The following is an 18886-nucleotide window of genomic DNA, read 5'->3' on the forward strand; positions in this document are numbered from 1 at the left end:
GCGGTGGCGGTCAAGGCCCGTGCCCATGCCTCACACCCCGCCGAACAGCGCGCTCAGTCCGCGTTCCACGACCGCCCCGACGTCCTCGAGGCCTGCCGGCACGGCGGCGTAGGTGCGCAGCAGGAAGCGGCGCAGCGCCGAGGTCGGGAACTGGAGCAGGGCGAGACCGCACGGCGAGTGCAGCTCCAGGACCGTGCGGGTCCGGCCGTGGGGCCATATCTGTACGTCCCCGTGTCCGGCCGGGGTCCGCAGCCCCTGGTCGAGCAGGGTGCGGGCGAAGGTCCAGGTGACCTCGTCGCCCGCCAGGGTGGCCTCGGGCGGGAAGACCACGAAGACGGCCAGCGGATCGTCCGCCGCGTAGCGCAGGACGGCCGAGACCGGGAGCTCCACGTCGTCGGGTGTGATGAGCCGGGCATGGGCGGGCTGCTCGATGATGAGGTCCATGCTTGTAAGGAGTCGCTAAGAGGCGTTCCCAGGACGCCAATTCCGGACAGAGTTGGTGCGCGTCGCCTGTTCGACGCATCATGGAACACCTGAGCGTCGAACAGACGAATGAGTGCTACTCCGGAGCCCTCGCCTGTCGGCCAAATCCCGTACGGCGACTACGACTTGAGCCCTCGGTCGCGTACACATCAGAGGTGCGCGAATCACGCCTGGAAGACTCTGGCATATGCCTGAAGCACCACCGTATCGTGTGTCGCCGAATCCCTTACAGGGCGCCGCGGGCTGTGCGACAGTCGTAGCGGTCCCCCCGTCCTCCCTGGCCGTACCATCCACCGGAGTGCGTCATGCCGTCCCCAGTCTCCGCGGACCGCTCAGCCGCCCAGCCGCCCGTGCGCGGCTCGGTCGAGGCGTTGATCACGCAGACGCGGCGGCTCAAGGGCGACGTCGACGCCGTACGGCGGGACGCCCGGAGCGACGGCTCGGAACCCGAGGAGCGCTGGCAGCGGGCCCTTTACGATCTCGCTCTGCATCAACTGGACGACCTGGACGGGCACTTGGCGCAGTTGCGGGACGGCCCCGAGCCCGTCCGGGCCGCCGCCCCCGCCGGCTCTCCGGTCGCTCCCCCGGCGCCGGCACCCGACCCCCCGCGCGGCTCGCTGCTCAGCCGGGTCGGCAGCGCGGAGTGGAACCTGCTCACGGACGAGGCGAGCTGGTCCGGCGAGCTGTACCAGATCCTGGGCCTGGACCCGGCGGGTCCGGCGCTCACCCTGGACGAACTGCCCTCCGTGGTCCTCGCGGAGGACCGGCCGAAGCTGACCACGATGGTGACGGACTGCCTGGTCGACGGCAGGCCGATCGACGGCGAGTTCCGCGTCGTACGGCCCGACGGCTCGGTGCGGACCGTGCACATGATGGGCGAGCCGGTGCTCGGCGCCGACGGCGGCACCGCCTCGATGTGGGCCGTGCTGCGCGACGTCAGCGAACTGCGCCGCCACCGGCGGGAGGTGAGCGAGACCCGTGACTCGCTCCAACTCCACCGACGGCAGGCACAGACCGAGCACCGGCTGGCGGTCGAACTGCAGGAGGCCGTGCTGCCGCCATGGCGCGGCTCCCTGCGGCTCCCCCACCGCGGAGCTCCGGCCCTGGACCTCGCCGCCCACTATCTGCCCGCCGCGACGAGTGCCCTGGTCGGCGGCGACTGGTACGACGCGCTGGAGCTGGCGGACGGCGCGACCCTGCTCAGCGTCGGCGGCCTGACCGGCCACGGGGTGGCCGTCACCTCCGGAATGGCGATGCTGCTCGGCGCCGTGCGCGGCATGGCCATGGCCGGCACCCAGCCCGGTCAACTGCTCGCCATGCTCAACCAGTTACTCGACGCCACCGTGCAACCGGCCCTCGGCAGCGCCGTCTGCTGCCGTTACCGGCCCGAGAACCGCACCCTGACGTGGGCGCGCGCGGGACACCCCGCCCCGCTGCTGTACCGCGACGGGACGGGGCGCACACTGAACGCACCGGACGGCGTCCTGCTCGGCGCCACCACGGGCGCCGTCTACGGGCAGGCGGAGATGACCCTGGAACCCGGTGACCTGCTCCTGCTGCACACCGACGGGCTGGTGTCCGGGCACGCCGGGACGAGCGCCGTCGACCGCCTGCTCGACCTCGCCCCCCGCTTCGGTGCGGCGCGTACCGCGCAGGACTGCGTGCGGACGGTCGTGGAGGAGTTCGGCGGAGCCGAGCGCGAGGACGACGCCTGTGTGCTCGTCGCCAGGGTCACGGCCTGAGCCGAAGACACGCTCGAGCCACTGTCACGACCCGAGCCATCGAAGAACGCCGCGCACGAGCCTTCAGGCCGGCGCGCCGCTGTCGCGACCGCTTCTCGGCTTCGGCAGGGCGAACCTGATCTCCTCCCGCAGCTCGTGGATCCTCGGGTAGCCGGCGTACTCCGCGGTCAGCCGGTACATCTCCCGCAGCCGGTCCCAGGTGCGCCGCGAGGAGTTGGAGCCCATCGACATCAGGGCCAGTCTCGCGTAACGGTCGGCCTGTTCCGGGTCGTCGGCGATGAAGCAGGCCGAGGCCATGGACAGATGGTCGAAGATCTTCGACCGCTCCCGTCCGTCGACCCGCAGCGCCAGCGCCTTCTCCGCGTAGTACTGGGCGTGCGCGGCCGCCGCGGGATCGAACTCCGCGAGCGTGCGGTAGGCGAGGGCCTGCATGCCGTACAGATCCTCGTCCTTGAAGGTCTGCATCCAGTCCGGCGCCTGCGCGTCCTGCCGGTCGGAGACGAAGAGGTCCTCCGCCTGACCGAGCGTGCGGCGCATCGCCTGTCCCTTGCCCATGGACGCCTGCGCCCAGGCCTCGATGGTGTGGAACATCGCCTTCGTGCGCGGTTGCAGCCGCTCCCCCGAACCGGACTGGGCGAGCTTCATCAGGTCCAGCGCGTCGTCGGGCCGGCCCAGGTGCACCATCTGGCGGGCCGCCCGGGACAGGGCCTCCCCGGCACGCGGCCGGTCACCGCCCTCGCGCGCGGCGTGGGCGGCGATGACGAAGTACTTCTGCGCCGTGGGTTCCAGGCCGACGTCGTGCGACATCCAGCCCGCGAGGACGGCCAGGTTGGCGGCGACGCCCCACAGGCGCCGCTGGAGATGGGGTGGGTGGTGGTAGGCGAGCATGCCGCCCACCTCGTTGAGCTGGCCCACGACCGCCTTGCGCTGGAGCCCGCCACCGCGGGCCGCGTCCCAGGCGCGGAACACCTCGACCGAACGCTCCAGTTCCTCGATCTCCTGCGACCCGATGGGGGCGGCCTCATAGCGGTCGAACCCAGCGGGGTCGGCGTGCAGGGGGTCGTGGAGGACGGGGGCGTCCGCCTTCAGTGTGGGGTCGGTGTGCAACCAGTCGTGCATGGCGCTGCTGAGTGTGGATCCCGCGGCGAGCGCGGCACCCGCGCCCACCAAGCCGCGTCGGTTGAGCATGAGGTCCATTCCCGTGAATTCGGTGAGGACCGCGGCGGTCCGTTCGGGCGCCCACGGCACGCCGTCGGGATGTTCCTCCATCCCGTCGCCCTGCCGTTTCCCCGCACGCCCGTGCCGCACCAGACCTAGGTCCTCGATGGTCACGACACGGCCGAGACGCTCGGTGAACAGAGCCGCCAGCACCCGCGGCACCGGATCGCGCGGGATCTCTCCCGTGTCGATCCAACGCCGCACCCGGGAGGTGTCGGTCGACAGCTGGGGGTGGCCCATGGCCGCCGCCTGCTTGTTGACCAGCCTCGCGAGTTCCCCTTTGGACCAGCCGGCCAGGCCGAACAGGTCCGCCAGGCGGGTGTTGGGTTGTCCGCTCACGTCAAGCCCCCAGGTTCTCGGCTGAGTTGACAGTAGCCCCGTGGAGGTTGCCGGGCGACTATTCGCCACGGTTCGCCAGGGTGCGCCAGATGGTGTGCCACTGGGCATCGGGTGTCGAGTAGGAACGCGCCACCCCGACCCGGTCACCGGCCTATGCGACGGGCACATTCCCCAGGATGTGCCCGGGCGGCCGGGGCGGGTGGGCGCACGCTCGGAACACGCGGCTGGACATGTGTTCCGCGCACAGACTTACAGGCAGGCACCGCAGGCACACGAAGGGATCTGTATCTCCCATGTACGCAGCATCATCCTCCGTGTCCGCTCCGCCCCGGCCCCTGCGTTCCCGCCCGGCGGGCGGCGGGCCGTACCTCGACCCGGCGGCGCGGCCGGCGGCCCCCGTGCTGGGCGCGGGTCGGCTGCGGCGCGTTCCGGGCCAGGCCGGTCCCCAACCGGTCAGCGGCAGACTCGACTTGTCCGGGCCCCAGGGCGCGCAGCTGCGCGCCGCCATCGCCTCGGTGCACCGGATCTGCCCGGAGTTCGCTCCGGTGCAGGTGCTGCGCCGCAGCGGACGGTCCGTCCTGCTGGTCGGGACGACGGGACGCAGTACGGCCGTGGCCAAGTGTCTCCTCGACCCGTCGCCCGCCTGGGCGGACCGGATCCGCCACGAAATAGCCGCATACCGCTCGTTCGTCCGGCACCGGCCGCCTGTGCGGGTGCCGAGGCTGATCGCGGCGGACCCGGACAACTGCACCCTGGTGATCGAGCGCATGGCGGGCCGCGCGGCGGCGCTGCAACGGCATCCGCTGGAGGCGCCGCCCCGGCCGGACATCCGGGCCGCGCTCGGCGCGATCTGCCGGCTGAACGCGTGGCGGCCCCCGGCGGGCACCTTCGACGCGCCCCTGGACTACGCGGCCCGTATCTCGCGCTACCACGAGTTGGGGCTGTTGACCGACCGGGACCTGGGCGACCTGCAGAAGCTGCTGCACGGCATCGCGCACGCGGCGGGCCGCCAGGGGATGGGCCAGTTCTGCCACGGCGACGCCCTGCTCTCGAACATCCTGCTCTCACCGGCCGGTCCAGTGCTGGTGGACTGGGAGCACGCGGGCTGGTACCTGCCGGGGTACGACCTGGCGACGCTGTGGCTGGTGCTGGGGGACGCACCGGTCGCCCGCCGTCAGATCAGCCAGATCGCCCAGTCGGCGGGCCCGGCCTCCAGGGACGCCTTCCTGGTGAACCTGATGCTGCTGCTGACCCGGGAGATCCGTACCTACGAGACGGCCGTGCAGCGTTCGATGCACGATACGGCCCCGGCGGCACCGGGCACGGCCCACCCGGGTGCTGCGCCGTCCGGCGAGGAACAGCGGCTGCTGCTCAGGCGGCTGCACGACGACTGCCAGCTGGCCCGGCGGGCCGTGCGAGCGGCGGTCGGCACTCGCTGACGGGGACGACGGCTCCGCGGTGCGCCCAGAGCGGCGGCGCACCGCGGACCTTCGTATGTGCGGGCACGGATCGTTTCCCTGCGCCCAGTGGTGTACTCCACTGACGCCCCGCAGGCCCGCGCACCGCCGTGGCGAAACTCGCCGAACCCCTTCGTGACGTGGGAAATCACCACCCCCGGGGCATCATTGACGGATCGTCGGCAAGCCGGTACCACTGGTCCAGCTCAGCGCCGCCCCGTCCCGCCACGCCCCGCCCGTCACAGGAGGCCGCATTGCGAGGATCCGCCACCGCCCCCACGACCACCCCCGGCCACAGACACCCGAGGCGGACGGCCGGCGCGCTGGCCTCGGCGGCCCTGCTGCTGCCGCTGCTCGGCGCGGCCCCGGCCCAGAGCGCCCCGGATTCCTCCGACGGCCGGCTCCAGCAGGCCTTCGCCACGGCGTCGGCCGAGTACCACGTGCCGCAGAGTGTGCTGCTGGCCGTCTCCTACCTCCAGTCCCGCTGGGACTCGCACGCCGGCGCGCCCAGCGTGACCGGGGGCTACGGCCCGATGCACCTCACCGACGCCCGAACCGCGCTCGCCACCACCGAGCACTTCGCCGGGGGCACGGAGGACGCCCGCGGTGACAGCGCCCGCGCGGCCGTCCACCCCGACGCCGACGTGCCCGCGGCCCGGACGCTGCCGGCCCGCCTGCGGACGCTGCCCCGGGCGGCGGAGCTGACGGGGCGTCCGGCGGCCGAGCTGCGCACCGATCCGGCCGCCAACGTCGCCGGCGGCGCGGCCCTGCTGGCCGCGGCCCAGAAGGAGCTCGGCGAGCCGGCGAGCGCGGACCCCGCGGACTGGTACGGCGCGGTGGCCCGCTTCTCCGGGGCGGACGACACCGCGACCGCGGCGGCGTACGCGAACGACGTGTACGACGTGCTGCGCACCGGCGAGGAACGCACCACGGACGACGGCCAGCGGGTCGCCCTCGCCGCCCGGCCGCACCTGAGCGCCGACACCTCCCAGCTGCGGCGGACGGGCCTGCGCACGCTCCCGGCGGACGACACCGAGTGCCCCCGGTCGGTGTCCTGCGAGTGGATCCCGGCGCCGTACGCCCAGTTCGGGAACGACGACTACGGCAACCACGACCTCGGTGACCGGCCGGTGTCGCAGCGGATCAAGTACATCGTCATCCATGACACCGAGGGCGCCTGGGACGGGGTGCTGAACCTGATCCAGGACCCGACCTACGTGTCCTGGAACTACACGATCCGGTCGACCGACGGTCTGATCGCCCAGCACGTCAAGGCGAAGGACGTGGCCTGGCACGCGGGCAACTGGGACATCAACGCCCGGTCCGTCGGCATCGAGCACGAGGGCTTCCTCGCCGCGCCGGACGCCTGGTACACGGAGGCGATGTACCGCTCCTCGGCCCGGCTGGTGCGGTACCTGGCCCGCACCTACGACATCCCGCTGGACCGGCAGCACGTCCTGGGCCACGACAACGTGCCGGGGCCGACCGCCTCCACCGTCCCCGGGATGCACACCGACCCGGGCCCGTACTGGGACTGGGCGCACTACTTCCAGCTGCTGGGGCGCCCCTTCCACCGCACGGGCGGCAAGGGCTCACCGCTGGTGACGATCCTGCCGGACTACACCTCGAACCAGCCGGTGTACACCGGCTGCATCACCAAGGGCGAGCCCTGCACGGCGCACGGCTCCAGCGAGGTGCGGCTGTACACCGACCATGACGTGAACGCGCCGCTGATCAAGGACATCGGCCTGAAGACCGATCCGACCGACGGCGTGAACGACCTCTCCTCCCGGGTCTCCACCGGCCAGCAGTACGCCGTCGCCGACCGCTGGGGCGACTGGACGGCGATCTGGTACCTCGGGCAGAAGGCCTGGTTCGAGAACCCCCGCAAGGACCCCACGGCGGTGCGGTCGTCCGGCCTGGTCGTCACCCCGAAGGACGGCGCGGCGAGCGTGCCGGTGTACGGCAGGGCGTACCCGGAGAAGGAGGCGTACCCGGCGGGGGTGCCCGTGCAGTCGGTGGTCCCGCTGCCGTACACGATCCCGGCGGGGCAGTCGTACGTGGTCGGTGACGAGGTGCCGGGCGAGTACTACTACGCGGTCACCTTCACCACCGACTCGCACCGCGTGGTGGTCGGCAAGGACCTGTACTACGAGATCCAGTACGGTCACCGGGTGGCGTTCGTGCGCGCCGCGGACGTCCGCCTGGTGGGTTCCGGCCGCTAGGGCCTGTCCGTCAGCCCTGCTGGAACAGCTCCGCCGGGAGCGGCTTCAGCAGGGCGTACAGGTCGTCGGTGATGGGGCGGTCCCAGGCCGCGATGGTGACGAGGACGCCGTCGCTGCGGTCGAACTGGACGCAGGAGATCCGGCTCTCGGAGAGCTTCAGCCGGCGCACGATCAGGAGGTTGTCGCCCTGGAGCACCGGCGTGTCCTCGGTGCCCACGACGGTGACCTCCTCGTCGTTCTCCAGTGCCAGCAGCAGCTGGGCCACCTCGAAGGGGATCTCGCCCTCGGTGACGTCCCGGGCCGGTGAGCCCTCGGGAAGATTCCCGATGATCATGGCGGGGCCGCGGCCGCCGAAGAGGTCGTACCGCAGGAAGACGCCCTGGCAGGTGCCGTCGGGGGCGGGCAGGAGGCCCGCGCCGAGGTTGCCGGGCCAGTCACCCGGGTCCATGGCCAGCACGTCGAATTCGGGTCCGGCGGGGGTGGCGCTGCGGCGGCGGAGGAACGACATGCGGCCATGGTACGTGCCCGGCGCCCGACAGGTGACGCGTGGGCGAGCCGCCAGGCGGCCCCCGATCACCGCCTCCACCACGGTGGGTGAGCGCCGCACGCCGTGCCGCCGCCCACTCTCCAGGTGGGGCCGCAGGCGGGCGCCCCGGTCCGCCCGGCGGCGCTCGACGGGGCCGCCCGGGTGACCCGGCCCGCCGTGCGGGCGACCGGTGGCGGAGCGCAGGACGTGCGTCCGGCGCGGGTGCGGCCGGTGGGCGCCTCGCTCAGGTGAGGTCGAACTCCCCTTCGCGTGCGCCGGAGACGAAGGCGCCCCATTCCGCCGGGGTGAAGATCAGGGAGGGGCTTTCCGGCCGGTCGCTGTTGCGCATCGCGATGAACCCCTCGACGAAGGCGATCTGGACATCGCCCAGTCCTCGGCTGCTGGACTGCCACTCGGCGCTGCTGAGGTCCAGCTCCGGCTTGTCCCAGCCCGCGAGCGGCTGCTGCTGGATGGTGCTCTCGGCCACGTCCGTGCTCCTCCCGGTTCGTCGTCCGCGGGTCAGCCTAGCGACCGCTTCCTACCGCCGACAGGCCACGTGAGGAGGACTTTCGCGCGCCGCTCAGGAGTTGGGCGGCGCCGACCCCACGAGCCACATGGAGAAGAACTGCGAGCCGCCGCCATAGGCGTGCCCGAGCACCTTGCGGGCGCCGTCCACCTGGTGTTCCCCGGCCAGACCGCGCACCTGGAGGGCGGCCTCGGCGAACCGGATCATGCCGGAGGCGCCGATGGGGTTGGTGGAGAGCACCCCGCCCGACATGTTGACGGGCAGGTCCCCGTCCAGCTCGGTCACCCCGGACTCGGTGAGCTTCCAGCCCTCGCCCTCCTCGGCGAAGCCCAGGTTCTCCAGCCACATGGGTTCGTACCAGGAGAACGGCACGTACATCTCGACGGCGTCGATGTCCCGGCGCGGGTCCGCTATGCCGGCCTGCCGGTAGACGTCGGCGGCGCAGTCCCTGCCGGCCCGCGGCGAGACGAAGTCCTTGCCGGCGAAGAGGGTCGGCTCGCTGCGCATGGCGCCGCCGAGCAGCCAGGCCGCCGGCCGCGGGGCGCGGGCCGCCCCCGCCCGGTCGGTCAGCACCATCGCGCAGGCGCCGTCGGAGGAGGGGCAGGTCTCGGAGTAGCGGATCGGGTCCCACAGCATGGGTGAGGCCTGGACCTTCTCCAGGGTGATGTCGTGCTCGTGGAGGTGCGCCCACGGGTTCTTCAGGGCGTTGCGGCGGTCCTTGTAGGCGACGAGGGAGCCGACGGTGTCGGGGGCGCCGCTGCGCCGCATGTAGGCGCGCACGTGCGGGGCGAAGAACCCGCCGGCCCCGGCGAGCAGCGGCTGCTGGAAGGGGATGGGCAGGGACAGGCCCCACATGGCGTTGGACTCGGACTGCTTCTCGAAGGCGAGGGTGAGGACGGTGCGGTGGACGCCGGCCGCGACCAGGTTGGCGGCGACGAGGGCGGTGGATCCGCCGACCGATCCGGCGGTGTGCACCCGCAGCATGGGCTTGCCGACGGCACCGAGGGCGTCGGCGAGGTACAGCTCGGGCATCATCACGCCCTCGAAGAAGTCGGGCGCCTTGCCGATGACGACGGCGTCCACGTCCGCCCAGGTCAGCCCGGCGTCGTCCAGGGCCCTGCGGGCCGCCTCGCGGACGAGTCCCGCGATCGACACGTCCCGGCGGGCGGCCACGTGCTTGGTCTGGCCGACTCCTACGACGGCCACGGGCTCCTTGCTCATCGTGGATCCCCTTCGAGTACGGCGACCAGGTTCTGCTGGAGGCAGGGTCCGGAGGTGGCGTGGGCGAGGGCGCGGTCGGACTCGCCGCGGTGGATGCGGGCGGCGGCCTCGCCGACGCGGATGAGCCCGGCGGCCATGACCGGGTTGGCGGCGAGGGCGCCGCCGGAGGGGTTGACGCGGACGCCGTCGCCGAGCCGCAGGGCCTTGCGCAGCACGATCTCCTGGGCGCTGAAGGGCGCGTGCAACTCGGCCGTGTCGACGGGACGCCGGAAGGCGCCGGCCTTCTCGGCCGCCAGCCGGGTGGAGGGCGAGTCGGTCAGGTCGCGCACGCCCAGGGCGTGGGCCTCGATCCGGTGGTCGACGCCCCGGATCCAGGCGGGCCGCTCGCACAGTTCCCGGGCCCGGTCCCCGGCGGCCAGGATCACGGCGGCGGCGCCGTCGCCGACCGGCGGGCAGTCACCGGCCCGCAGCGGGCGTACGACGTAGTCGCCCCGCGGCGGCGGGCCGGTCGGCCGGGTGTGGGGGGTGGCGGCCGCGTCGGCCCGGCTGCGGGCGCCGACGGCGGCGAGGGCGGCCTCGTCGGTGTCCCCGGCGTCGATGAGGGCCTGTGCCTGGAGGGCGGCCAGGGCCACGGAGTCGGGCCAGAGCGGGGCGAGGTAGTAGGGGTCGAGCTGCCGGGTGAGGACGTCCCGCACGGAGCCGGGCGTGCACTTGCCGTAGGAGTAGACGAGGGCCGTGTCGGCGTCCCCGGTGAGCAGCTTGGTCCACGCCTCGTACAGGGCCCAGGCGCCGTCCATCTCGACGTGGGACTCGGAGATCGGCGGCCAGGCACCGACGCCGTCGAGGGCGAGGGTGAAGGAGAAGGCGCGCCCGGCGAGGTAGTCGCTGGAGCCGGAGCAGGTGAAGCCGATGTCGGCGGTGCGCAGCCCGGTCTGCCGCAGCACCTCGTGCAGCACCGGCATGAGCATCTCGACCTCGGAGGACTCCTCGGCGGAGCGCGTGGGGTCGGTCCGGGAGAAGGCGACGACCGCGATCTGCCTGGTCACAGCAGCTCCTTGTAGGTGTCGTAGGCGGCGTCGGGTTCGCCGGTCGGCCGGTAGTGGTCGGGGTGGCGCGCTCCGGGCGTCCACACCGGCTCGACGCGCAGCCCCATGCGCACCTGGTCGTAGGGGATGCCGCCGATGCGGGCGTGCAGGGCGAGGTCGGCGCCGTCGAGGGCGATGTGCGCGTAGACGTAGGGCACCTCGATGTCGAGGTTCTTCGCCTTGATGTTGACGATGCAGAAGGTGGTCACCGTGCCGCGGGGGCCCACCTCGACCTGCTCGGAGGTGGCGACGCCGCAGGTGGGGCACGCGCCCCTGGGTGGGACGTAGACCTTGTGGCAGGAGGGGCAGCGTTCGCCGACGGTCCGCCGTTCGCTCAGGGCGCCGAGGTGGGCGGACTGGGCGCGGCCGGGCGAGTAGGTGTAGTCGAGGCGGGCGGGGGCGACGATGCCGGTCAGCGGGTCGGCGAACTCGCCGGTGTGGCCGCCGGGTCGCACGGGTGCGCCGTCGTACGGCTCGAAGCAGGCGATGTCGGTGATGGCTCCGGTGCGTTCGGCGGCCCAGCGGACGCGTACCCGCATGCCGGTGCGCACGGCCTCGGGTCCGGGGGCGTCGAGGGCGTGCAGCAGGGCGGTGTCGGCGCCGTCGAGCCGGACCAGGACCCAGGCGAAGGGGGTGGTGAGGGGCTGGGCGCGGCGGGGCTCGTGGTTCCAGGCCCAGGTGGTGACCGTGCCGGTGGGCGCGACCTCGACCAGGTCGCGCAGCTCGTCGGCGGTGACGGGGTCGTACTCGACGGGCGGGACGAGCGTGCGGCCGTCGGTGGTCCGTACGCCGAGGACGACGCGTTCGCGCAGTCCGGTGAGGAAGGCGCTCTGGACCGGGCCGAGGGAGCGGGTGAAGGGGAACTCGACGACGAGCGGGGCTTTGAGGACTTCGGGCATGCCTGAGAGCTCCTTCGGTGGGTCAGGCGCGCTTGTAGACGGGGGGCCGCTTCTCGGCGAAGGCGCGGGCGCCCTCCTTGGCGTCGGCGGTGTCGAAGACGGGCCAGCCTCGGACGAGTTCGGCGGCGAGCCCGTCGGTCTCGGTCATCTCGGCGGTCTCGTAGACCGACGCCTTGACGGCCTCCACGGCGAGCGGTCCGCAGGCGTTGATCCGCTCGGCGGTCTCCAGCGCGGCGGCGAGGGCCGTCCCGTCGGGGACCACGCGTCCGATCAGCCCGACGGCCGCGGCCTCCCGGGCGCTGTAGGGCCGCCCGGTGAGCAGCATCTCCAGGGCGTGGGTGCGCGGGATCTGGCGCTGGAGCCGGACGGTCGAGCCGCCGATGGGGAACAGGCCGCGCCGGACCTCGAAGAGGCCGAAGGTGGCGGACTCGCCGGCGACCCGGATGTCGGTGCCCTGGAGGATCTCCGTACCGCCCGCCACGCAGGGGCCCTCGACGGCGGCGATGACCGGCTTGCGGGGGCGGTGGTGGCGCAGCATCGCCTTCCAGTGCAGGTCGGGGTCGGCCTTGAGGCGGTCGCGGTACTCCTCGCCTGCCATGCCCCGGCCCGCGAGGGCCTTGAGGTCCATGCCCGCGCAGAACGCGCCGCCGGCACCGGTCAGCACGACCGAGCGGACGCTGTCGTCGGCGTCGGCTTCGAGCCAGCCGTCGTGGAGGCCGACGAGCATCGGGAGCGAGAGCGCGTTCCTGGCTTCGGGCCTGTCGAGCGTGAGCACCAGTGTGGCGCCTTCGCGCCGCACGGTGAGGTGTTCGGTCCCGCCCATGTGCCCATCTCCCCTCGGTGAGAACGAGAACAGGTTGCAGTAGGCGGGGAGGCACTTCAAGGGAACTCCCGCCATTTTCTGACAGTCAGTCAGATTTTCTGGCGTGGGCCCTTCCCACTTGTGGCGCCCTTTGCTCTGATGACCGGCGAACCGGTGGATCGCCAGGCCCTCGGAGGTCAGGAGGAGCGGTGGAGTACAACCTTGCCGATCTGTTCGAGTCGGTCGTCGACGTGGTCCCGGACCGTGAGGCGCTCGTCCACCTCGACCACCCCGGCACCGGCGCCGAGCGCCGACTGACCTACGCGGAGCTGGACGCGGCCGCCAACCGTGTCGCCCACCACCTGATCGACAGCGGCGTCCGGCCCGGCGAGCACCTCGGCCTGCACCTGTACAACAGCGTCGAGTACCTCCAGACGGTCCTGGGCTGCCTGAAGGCGCGGGTCGTCCCGGTCAACGTCAACTACCGTTACGTCGAAGAGGAGTTGGTGTATCTCTACCGGGACGCGGACCTGGTGGCGCTGGTCTTCGACGGGGAGTTCGGCGAGCGGGTGGCGGCGGCGCTGCCGCGTACGCCGAAGCTGCGGCACCTGTTGCGGGTGGGCACGGCGGCGGCGGAGGTGCCCGGCGCGGTGCCGTTCACCGAGGCCGAGGCGGCCGCGTCCGCCGAGCGGGGCTTCCCGGCGCGCTCGGGCGACGACCAGTTCATCATCTACACCGGCGGCACGACCGGCATGCCCAAGGGCGTCATGTGGCGCCAGGAGGACCTGTTCTTCGCCGGCCTCGGCGGTGGCGCGCCGACGGGTGAGCCGGTGCGGACGCCCGGGGAACTGGCCGAGCGGGTCGCGGCCGGCGGGTCGGGGATCACCTTCTTCCCCACTCCCCCGCTGATGCACGGCACCTCGACCCTCACCGCGTTCATCGGTTTCAACTTCGGCCAGCGCGTCGTCCTGCACCGCAAGTTCGTGCCCGAGGAGGTGTTGCGGACCGTCGAGCGGGAGAGGGTCACGAGCATCTCGCTGGTCGGCGACGCGATGCTCCGGCCGCTGATCGACGCGCTGGCCGGGCCGCTGAAGGGCACGGACTGCTCGGCGCTGTTCAGCGTCTCCTCGTCGGGCGCGGTCATGTCGGAAACGGTACGCCGGCAGTTCCGGGAACTGGTGCCGAACGCCCTGCTGCTGAACAACTTCGGCTCCTCGGAGTCCGGCTTCAACGGCACCGCGACCGAGGACTCGGGCCCCGGGCGGGGCTTCCGCATCCGGGTCAACTCCCGCACCCGCGTGGTGGACCCGGCGACCCACGAGCCCGTCGCCCCGGGGCTGATCGGCCGGGTCGCGCAGTGCGGCCACGTGCCGCTCGGCTACTACAACGACCCCCGCAAGACCGCCGAGACCTTCTTCGAGCGGGACGGGCAGCGCTGGGTGCTGCTCGGCGACATGGCCACGGTGGACGAGGAGGGCGTGGTCACCGTCCTCGGCCGGGGCTCGCAGTGCATCAACACCGGTGGCGAGAAGGTGTACCCGGAGGAGGTCGAGCAGGCGCTCAAGGCGCATCCGGACGTGTACGACGCCCTCGTCGCCGGGGTGCCCGACGCCACCTGGGGCAGTCATGTGGCGGCCGTGGTGCAACTGCGCACGGGAGCCCGGCGGTTGTGCCTGGACGACATCCAGGACCACTGCCGTGCCCATCTCGCCGGGTACAAGATCCCGCGCCAGCTCGTGCTCACGGAGGGCATCCGGCGCTCGCCGAGCGGCAAGGCGGACTACCGGTGGGCACGTGAGGTGGCGGTGGCGGCGGACGCCTCCCCGGCGTGACCGCGGGGGCGGTGACCGGCGTAGTCTTTGCGCGCGGTTGACCCGGGACTTTGAACGGAGAGTGAAGCCGGACCGTACGGAGGTCGGCGGCCCGGCCCCCGCGGGCCCGGTCGCCGTGCCATCGCCGGGCTTCGCACGGAAGGACCTACGGGTGCCGCACCTCACGCCCCCTCGTCAACTGCCGGACACCGCGAGGGGGGCCGACCCCGGCACCGGGGCGGGCCCCGACGCCACCGCGACCCCGGACGACACGGCCGTGACCGAACCCGCGGAGCCGGCGCGGCCCGCCGGGCCGGCCGGCACCGACGAGGCGGCCGCGGCCACGCCGAAGGCATCGGGCACGCCCGAGCACCCTCCGGCGTCCGGCACCCGACCGGAGCCCGCACCGCAGGCGAGCGCCCCGGACCCCGCCTCCCCACCCACCGAATCCGGCGCCTCTGACGCCCCTGACGTGTCCGCCCCGACGGAGGACACCGCCCCCGCGGCCGCCCCGCCGTCGCGTCCCGGCTGGTTCGGGTGGCGGCGTCGTAGCCCCCGTGCCGCGCGGGCCGTGCGGATCGGCACGAGTGTGCTGGCGGCCGCGCTCGTGCTCGTCGTGCTGCTCGTGCCCAACCGCCTCGACTGGATCACGGTCCAGTCGTTCCTCCGACTGCCCGTCGAGGCGATCCTCCTCGCGGCGCTCCTGCTCGCGCTGCCGCCGCGGCCGCGGCGGATCACGGCCGCGGCCCTGGGTGTCTTCCTCGGCCTGTCGGCCGTCCTGAAGTGCCTCGACATGGGCTTCCGCCAGACGCTGGCCCGGCCGTTCGACCTGGTCTTCGACTGGGTGCTGCTGAGCGACGCGGCGGACTGGACGAAGGACTCGTTCGGCCGCTCGGGGGAGCTGCTCGCGGTGATCGGGGTGATCGTCCTGGTCGTCGTCGTGCTCGCGGTGAGCGCGCTCGCGACGGTCCGGCTGGCGAACGAGCTGGCCCGGTACCGCCCGGTGGCCGTGCGCACCACCCTGGTCCTCGGCATCGTGTGGGTCATCTGCTTCACCCTGGGGGTGCAGTTCGGCGGTGTCGCCTTCGCCACCAAGGGCTACGCCCAGTACCTGTCCAACCGGGTGCAGTACGTCCGCGACGGCCTCGGCGACGCCGACGTGTACAAGAAGGAGATGGCCGTCGACGCCTTCGCCAAGACGCCGCCCGACCGGTTGCTGACGGGGCTGCGCGGCAAGGACGTCATGCTCACCTTCATCGAGAGCTACGGACGGGTGGCGATCGACGACCCGGCGATGGCACCGGAGATCGACGCGACGCTCAGCGCGGGCGACGCCAGGCTCAGGTCGGCCGGTTTCTCCGCGCGCAGCGGCTGGCTCAGGTCGCCCGTGACGGGTGCGGGCAGCTGGCTCGCCCACTCGACGTTCCTGTCCGGGACCTGGGTCAAGAACCAGCAGCGGTACCGGAGCCTGACCACCGGTGACCGCGCCACGCTCACGGGCTACTTCCGCAAGACCGGCGCCTGGCGCACGGTCGGCATCGTCCCGGGCGTGCGCAAGTCCTGGCCCGAGGGCAGGTACTTCGGCCTCGACCACATCTACGACTCCACCCACCTCGGTTACCAGGGCCCGTACTTCAGCTGGACGCCGGTGCCGGACCAGTTCAGCCTGGAGGCCTTCCAGAAGCTGGAGCACGGGAAGAGGAACCGGGACCCGATCATGGCGGAGATCATCCTCGCCTCCAGCCACAACCCGTGGTCCCCCATCGCCCACATGATCGACTGGAAGGACCTGGGGAACGGCAAGGTCTTCTACCGGATCAAGAAGGAGGGCACGGACCCCACGGAGGTCTGGAAGAGCGCGAAACGGGTGCGGACCGAGTACCGCAAGGCCATCCAGTACTCCCTGGACAGCCTGACCCAGTGGGTCCAGCGCTACGGCGACGACAACACGGTCCTCGTCTTCCTCGGCGACCACCAGCCCGTCCCGACGGTGACCGGGGGCAGCACCAGCAGGGACGTGCCGGTGACCATCGTCGCCCGCGACCCGAAGGTGCTGGACCGGGTCGCCGGCTGGGGCTGGACGGAGGGGCTCAAGCCCGCGCACGACGCCCCGGAGTGGAGCATGGACAAGTTCCGCGACCGTTTCATGACGGCGTACGGCCCGGGGACCCGCTGACCGGCGCGGGCCGGGCGGCGCCCGGGTCGGCGTCCGCGTCCCGGTCCCCGTCGAGGAAGGCGACGATCTCGCGGACGAAGCGCTCCGGGTCGTCCAGCCACGGGTAGTGGGCGGCCCCGGGCTGCACGGTGAGCGTCGCGTCCGGGAAGGCCTCGGCGGTGCGGCGGGCCAGCTCGGGGCGGGGCCCGCCGTCCCACTCGCCCGCGTACACCAGGACCGGGGCGGTCAGGGCGGCGAGCGCGGCGCGGGTGGCGTCCGGGGTGAAGGCGCCCTCGTCGAAGTAGCGCTCGGCCGCCTCCTCGTTGACCTGCCGCTCCTCGGGCTCCGTGTGCGCCCGGGCGGCGTCGTCCCAGCGGCCGTAGAAGAACGGCAGGAACACCTCGTCGAAGTCGCCGCCGCCGGTCAGCCAGGACTCGAACGCGGGGAACGCCTCCGCGAACCACGGCTCGCCCGACCGCAGCCGGGCCGCGGCCAGCCGGTCCTCGGCCGTCGCCCGCATGCCCAGGGCCGACGGGTTGGCCGTGACCAGCACGAGCCGCCGCACCCGCTCCGGGTGGCGGGCCGCGTAGAGCGTCGCCAGGCAGCCGCCGGCCGAGTGCGCGAGCAGGTCCATCCGCTCCAGGCCCAGGTGCGCGCGCCACGCCTCGACGTCGTCCACCATCCGGTCGCAGCGGTAGCCGGCCGGGTCGGCCGGCACCGCGGAGTCCCCGGTGCCGCGCAGGTCGAGCAGCGCGAGCCGGCGGTGGGCGGCGAGCCCGCCCAGCTCCCCGAGGTACTCGGAGGCACGCATCGGGCCGCCGGGCAGGACCGCCAGCGGCTCCCCCGCTCCCCGGAGGTGGTAGGCGAGCCGGGTTCCGTCCGTGGCGCTGAAGGTAGGCATGCGGACGATCATTCCGGTCGGCCCGCGGGCCCCGCAACGACTTCGCGCCCGGTCCCGCGCCTCGTCGCGGTCTCCGTGGGAAATTCCGGCGAACCCCTTGCCTGAGGACCGGATGGCCTGAATTACTGACCCCGAGGGAAACGACCGAATGATCGGTCGTCCGTAATGCGAGGATGGCGAGGAGTAGTCCCGATGGCGGATGCGACGGACCTGCTGGACGCGGGCGAGAGGCTCGGGGCCGAGGAACTGCGGGCACTCCAGCTGGAGCGGCTGCGAGCCTCGCTCCGGCACGCCTACGAGCACGTGCCGTTCTACCGCGAGTCCTTCGACAAGGCCGGTGTCCACCCCGAGGACTGCCGCTCGCTCGCCGACCTGGCGCACTTCCCCTTCACCACCAAGGCCGACCTCCGGTCGCAGTACCCGTACGGCATGTTCGCCGTGCCCCGCGAGCGCATCCGCCGCCTGCACGCCTCCAGCGGCACGACGGGCCTGCCCACGGTGGTCGGCTACACGGAGAACGATCTCTCCATGTGGGCCGACATGGTGGCGCGCTCCCTGCGCGCGGCGGGCGCACGCCCCGGTGACATCGCGCACGTGGCCTACGGCTACGGACTGTTCACCGGCGGTCTGGGCGCCCACTACGGCGCCGAGCGCCTGGGCTGCACGGTCGTCCCGGCGTCCGGCGGCATGACGGCCCGGCAGGTCCAGCTCATCCGGGACCTGGAGCCCGGCGTCATCATGGTCACCCCGTCGTACATGCTGACCCTGCTGGACGAGTTCGAGCGCCAGGGCGTGGACCCGCGCGGCACCTCGCTGCGGGTGGGCGTGTTCGGGGCCGAGCCGTGGACCGAGCGGATGCGGCACGAGATCGAGGAGCGGTTCGGGATCGACGCCGTCGACATCTACGGGCTGTCCGAGGTGATCGGCCCGGGCGTCGCCCAGGAGTGCGTGGAGACCAAGGACGGCCTCCACGTGTGGGAGGACCACTTCTACCCGGAGGTCGTCGACCCGATCACCGGCGAGGTGCTGCCGGAGGGCGAGCGGGGCGAGCTGGTGTTCACCTCGCTGACCAAGGAGGCCATGCCGATCGTCCGGTACCGGACCCGGGACCTGACCCGGCTGCTGCCCGGTACGGCCCGGGTGTTCCGGCGCATGGAGAAGATCACCGGGCGCAGCGACGACATGGTGATCCTGCGCGGGGTCAACCTGTTCCCCACCCAGATCGAGGAGATCGTGCTGCGCACCCCCGGTGTGGCGCCGCACTTCCAGCTCCGGCTGTCCCGCGAGGGCCGCATGGACGCGCTCACGGTACGGGCCGAGGCGCGCCCGGGGGCCACGTCGGAGGCCCGTCAGGCCGCGGCCCTGTCCATCGCGGCGGCGGTGAAGGACGGGGTCGGGGTCTCCGTGGACGTGGAGATCGTGGAGCCGGAGTCGCTGGAACGCTCCATGGGCAAGATCCGCCGGATCGTGGACCTGCGCCCCCGCTAGGTCCTGTC

The 18886-nt window shown here is 72.8% G+C and carries 16 protein-coding genes; 7 read left to right on the top strand and 9 right to left on the bottom strand.

Annotation, left to right across the window (positions count from 1 at the left end):
• Nucleotides 1–30 precede the first annotated feature (30 nt).
• Nucleotides 31–444 (bottom strand): SsgA family sporulation/cell division regulator, encoded by a 414-nt coding sequence (locus tag V7E45_RS00040; RefSeq protein WP_333771964.1) that lies wholly within the window; start codon nt 442–444, stop codon nt 31–33.
• 344 nt (nt 445–788) lie between these two features.
• Between V7E45_RS00040 and V7E45_RS00045 the strand changes: the two genes are divergently transcribed.
• The gene (locus tag V7E45_RS00045; RefSeq protein WP_333771965.1) at nt 789–2225 is read left to right on the top strand and encodes a PP2C family protein-serine/threonine phosphatase; all 1437 of its coding nucleotides are present in this window, start codon (nt 789–791) and stop codon (nt 2223–2225) included.
• A gap of 63 nt (nt 2226–2288) precedes the next feature.
• Here the strand turns inward: V7E45_RS00045 and V7E45_RS00050 are convergent, their stop codons facing one another.
• A complete protein-coding gene (locus tag V7E45_RS00050; protein WP_333771966.1) occupies nt 2289–3782 on the bottom strand; it encodes a DNA-binding protein NsdB in 1494 nt (497 codons plus the stop codon).
• Between the two features lie 293 nt (nt 3783–4075).
• Between V7E45_RS00050 and V7E45_RS00055 the strand changes: the two genes are divergently transcribed.
• Entirely contained in the window at nt 4076–5221 is a 1146-nt protein-coding gene (locus tag V7E45_RS00055; RefSeq protein ID WP_333771967.1) for an aminoglycoside phosphotransferase family protein, read from the top strand.
• 272 nt (nt 5222–5493) lie between these two features.
• Nucleotides 5494–7464 (top strand): N-acetylmuramoyl-L-alanine amidase, encoded by a 1971-nt coding sequence (locus tag V7E45_RS00060; protein WP_333771968.1) that lies wholly within the window; start codon nt 5494–5496, stop codon nt 7462–7464.
• A 10-nt stretch (nt 7465–7474) separates the two neighbouring features.
• Here V7E45_RS00060 and V7E45_RS00065 read toward each other — a convergent pair whose 3' ends face one another.
• Nucleotides 7475–7972 carry a hypothetical protein gene (locus V7E45_RS00065; RefSeq protein ID WP_333771969.1) on the bottom strand — a complete coding sequence of 166 codons (498 nt, stop codon included), beginning with the start codon at nt 7970–7972 and terminating at the stop codon, nt 7475–7477.
• Between the two features lie 102 nt (nt 7973–8074).
• Here V7E45_RS00065 and V7E45_RS00070 point away from each other — a divergent pair, with 102 nt between their 5' ends.
• Nucleotides 8075–8242: a hypothetical protein gene (locus tag V7E45_RS00070; protein ID WP_333771970.1), complete on the top strand. Its 168-nt coding sequence runs from the start codon at nt 8075–8077 to the stop codon at nt 8240–8242.
• On the opposite strand, the gene V7E45_RS00075 is transcribed toward V7E45_RS00070, so the two are convergent.
• The 5 genes from V7E45_RS00075 to V7E45_RS00095 form a co-directional block, all read right to left on the bottom strand.
• On the bottom strand, nt 8235–8477 hold the full coding sequence (locus V7E45_RS00075; protein ID WP_333771971.1) for a DUF397 domain-containing protein: 243 nt from the start codon (nt 8475–8477) through the stop codon (nt 8235–8237). The genes V7E45_RS00070 and V7E45_RS00075 overlap by 8 nt on opposite strands.
• A gap of 93 nt (nt 8478–8570) precedes the next feature.
• A complete protein-coding gene (locus tag V7E45_RS00080) occupies nt 8571–9737 on the bottom strand; it encodes a thiolase domain-containing protein (protein WP_333771972.1) in 1167 nt (388 codons plus the stop codon).
• Nucleotides 9734–10783 (bottom strand): thiolase domain-containing protein, encoded by a 1050-nt coding sequence (locus V7E45_RS00085; protein ID WP_333771973.1) that lies wholly within the window; start codon nt 10781–10783, stop codon nt 9734–9736. Before V7E45_RS00085 ends, V7E45_RS00080 begins: the two co-directional genes overlap by 4 nt.
• Nucleotides 10780–11721, bottom strand: a complete 942-nt coding sequence (locus V7E45_RS00090; protein WP_333771974.1) for a Zn-ribbon domain-containing OB-fold protein — start codon at nt 11719–11721, stop codon at nt 10780–10782. Before V7E45_RS00090 ends, V7E45_RS00085 begins: the two co-directional genes overlap by 4 nt.
• Before the next feature lie 22 nt (nt 11722–11743).
• The gene (locus V7E45_RS00095) at nt 11744–12544 is read right to left on the bottom strand and encodes a crotonase/enoyl-CoA hydratase family protein (protein ID WP_333771975.1); all 801 of its coding nucleotides are present in this window, start codon (nt 12542–12544) and stop codon (nt 11744–11746) included.
• Nucleotides 12545–12732: 188 nt separating this feature from the next.
• On the opposite strand from V7E45_RS00095, the gene V7E45_RS00100 reads away from it, so the two are divergent.
• Entirely contained in the window at nt 12733–14355 is a 1623-nt protein-coding gene (locus tag V7E45_RS00100) for an acyl-CoA synthetase (RefSeq protein ID WP_333771976.1), read from the top strand.
• 151 nt (nt 14356–14506) lie between these two features.
• Nucleotides 14507–16510, top strand: a complete 2004-nt coding sequence (locus V7E45_RS00105) for a sulfatase (RefSeq protein WP_443055882.1) — start codon at nt 14507–14509, stop codon at nt 16508–16510.
• Here the strand turns inward: V7E45_RS00105 and V7E45_RS00110 are convergent.
• Entirely contained in the window at nt 16479–17390 is a 912-nt protein-coding gene (locus V7E45_RS00110) for an alpha/beta fold hydrolase (RefSeq protein ID WP_333771977.1), read from the bottom strand. The genes V7E45_RS00105 and V7E45_RS00110 overlap by 32 nt on opposite strands.
• Nucleotides 17391–17582: 192 nt before the next feature.
• Between V7E45_RS00110 and paaK the strand changes: the two genes are divergently transcribed.
• A complete protein-coding gene (paaK, locus tag V7E45_RS00115) occupies nt 17583–18878 on the top strand; it encodes a phenylacetate--CoA ligase PaaK (protein ID WP_333771978.1) in 1296 nt (431 codons plus the stop codon).
• Nucleotides 18879–18886 lie beyond the last annotated feature (8 nt).

It is taken from the genome of Streptomyces sp. IBSBF 3136, assembly GCF_036815105.1.
Classification (GTDB): Bacteria; Actinomycetota; Actinomycetes; order Streptomycetales; family Streptomycetaceae; genus Streptomyces.

Coding starts and splice junctions, on each gene's coding strand:
- V7E45_RS00040 (WP_333771964.1), bottom strand. CDS start 444: ATGGACCTCATCATCGAGCAGCCCGCCCATGCCCGGCTCATCACACCC.
- V7E45_RS00045 (WP_333771965.1), top strand. CDS start 789: ATGCCGTCCCCAGTCTCCGCGGACCGCTCAGCCGCCCAGCCGCCCGTG.
- V7E45_RS00055 (WP_333771967.1), top strand. CDS start 4,076: ATGTACGCAGCATCATCCTCCGTGTCCGCTCCGCCCCGGCCCCTGCGT.
- V7E45_RS00065 (WP_333771969.1), bottom strand. CDS start 7,972: ATGTCGTTCCTCCGCCGCCGCAGCGCCACCCCCGCCGGACCCGAATTC.
- V7E45_RS00080 (WP_333771972.1), bottom strand. CDS start 9,737: ATGAGCAAGGAGCCCGTGGCCGTCGTAGGAGTCGGCCAGACCAAGCAC.
- V7E45_RS00090 (WP_333771974.1), bottom strand. CDS start 11,721: ATGCCCGAAGTCCTCAAAGCCCCGCTCGTCGTCGAGTTCCCCTTCACC.
- V7E45_RS00095 (WP_333771975.1), bottom strand. CDS start 12,544: ATGGGCGGGACCGAACACCTCACCGTGCGGCGCGAAGGCGCCACACTG.
- V7E45_RS00110 (WP_333771977.1), bottom strand. CDS start 17,390: ATGCCTACCTTCAGCGCCACGGACGGAACCCGGCTCGCCTACCACCTC.
- paaK (WP_333771978.1), top strand. CDS start 17,583: ATGGCGGATGCGACGGACCTGCTGGACGCGGGCGAGAGGCTCGGGGCC.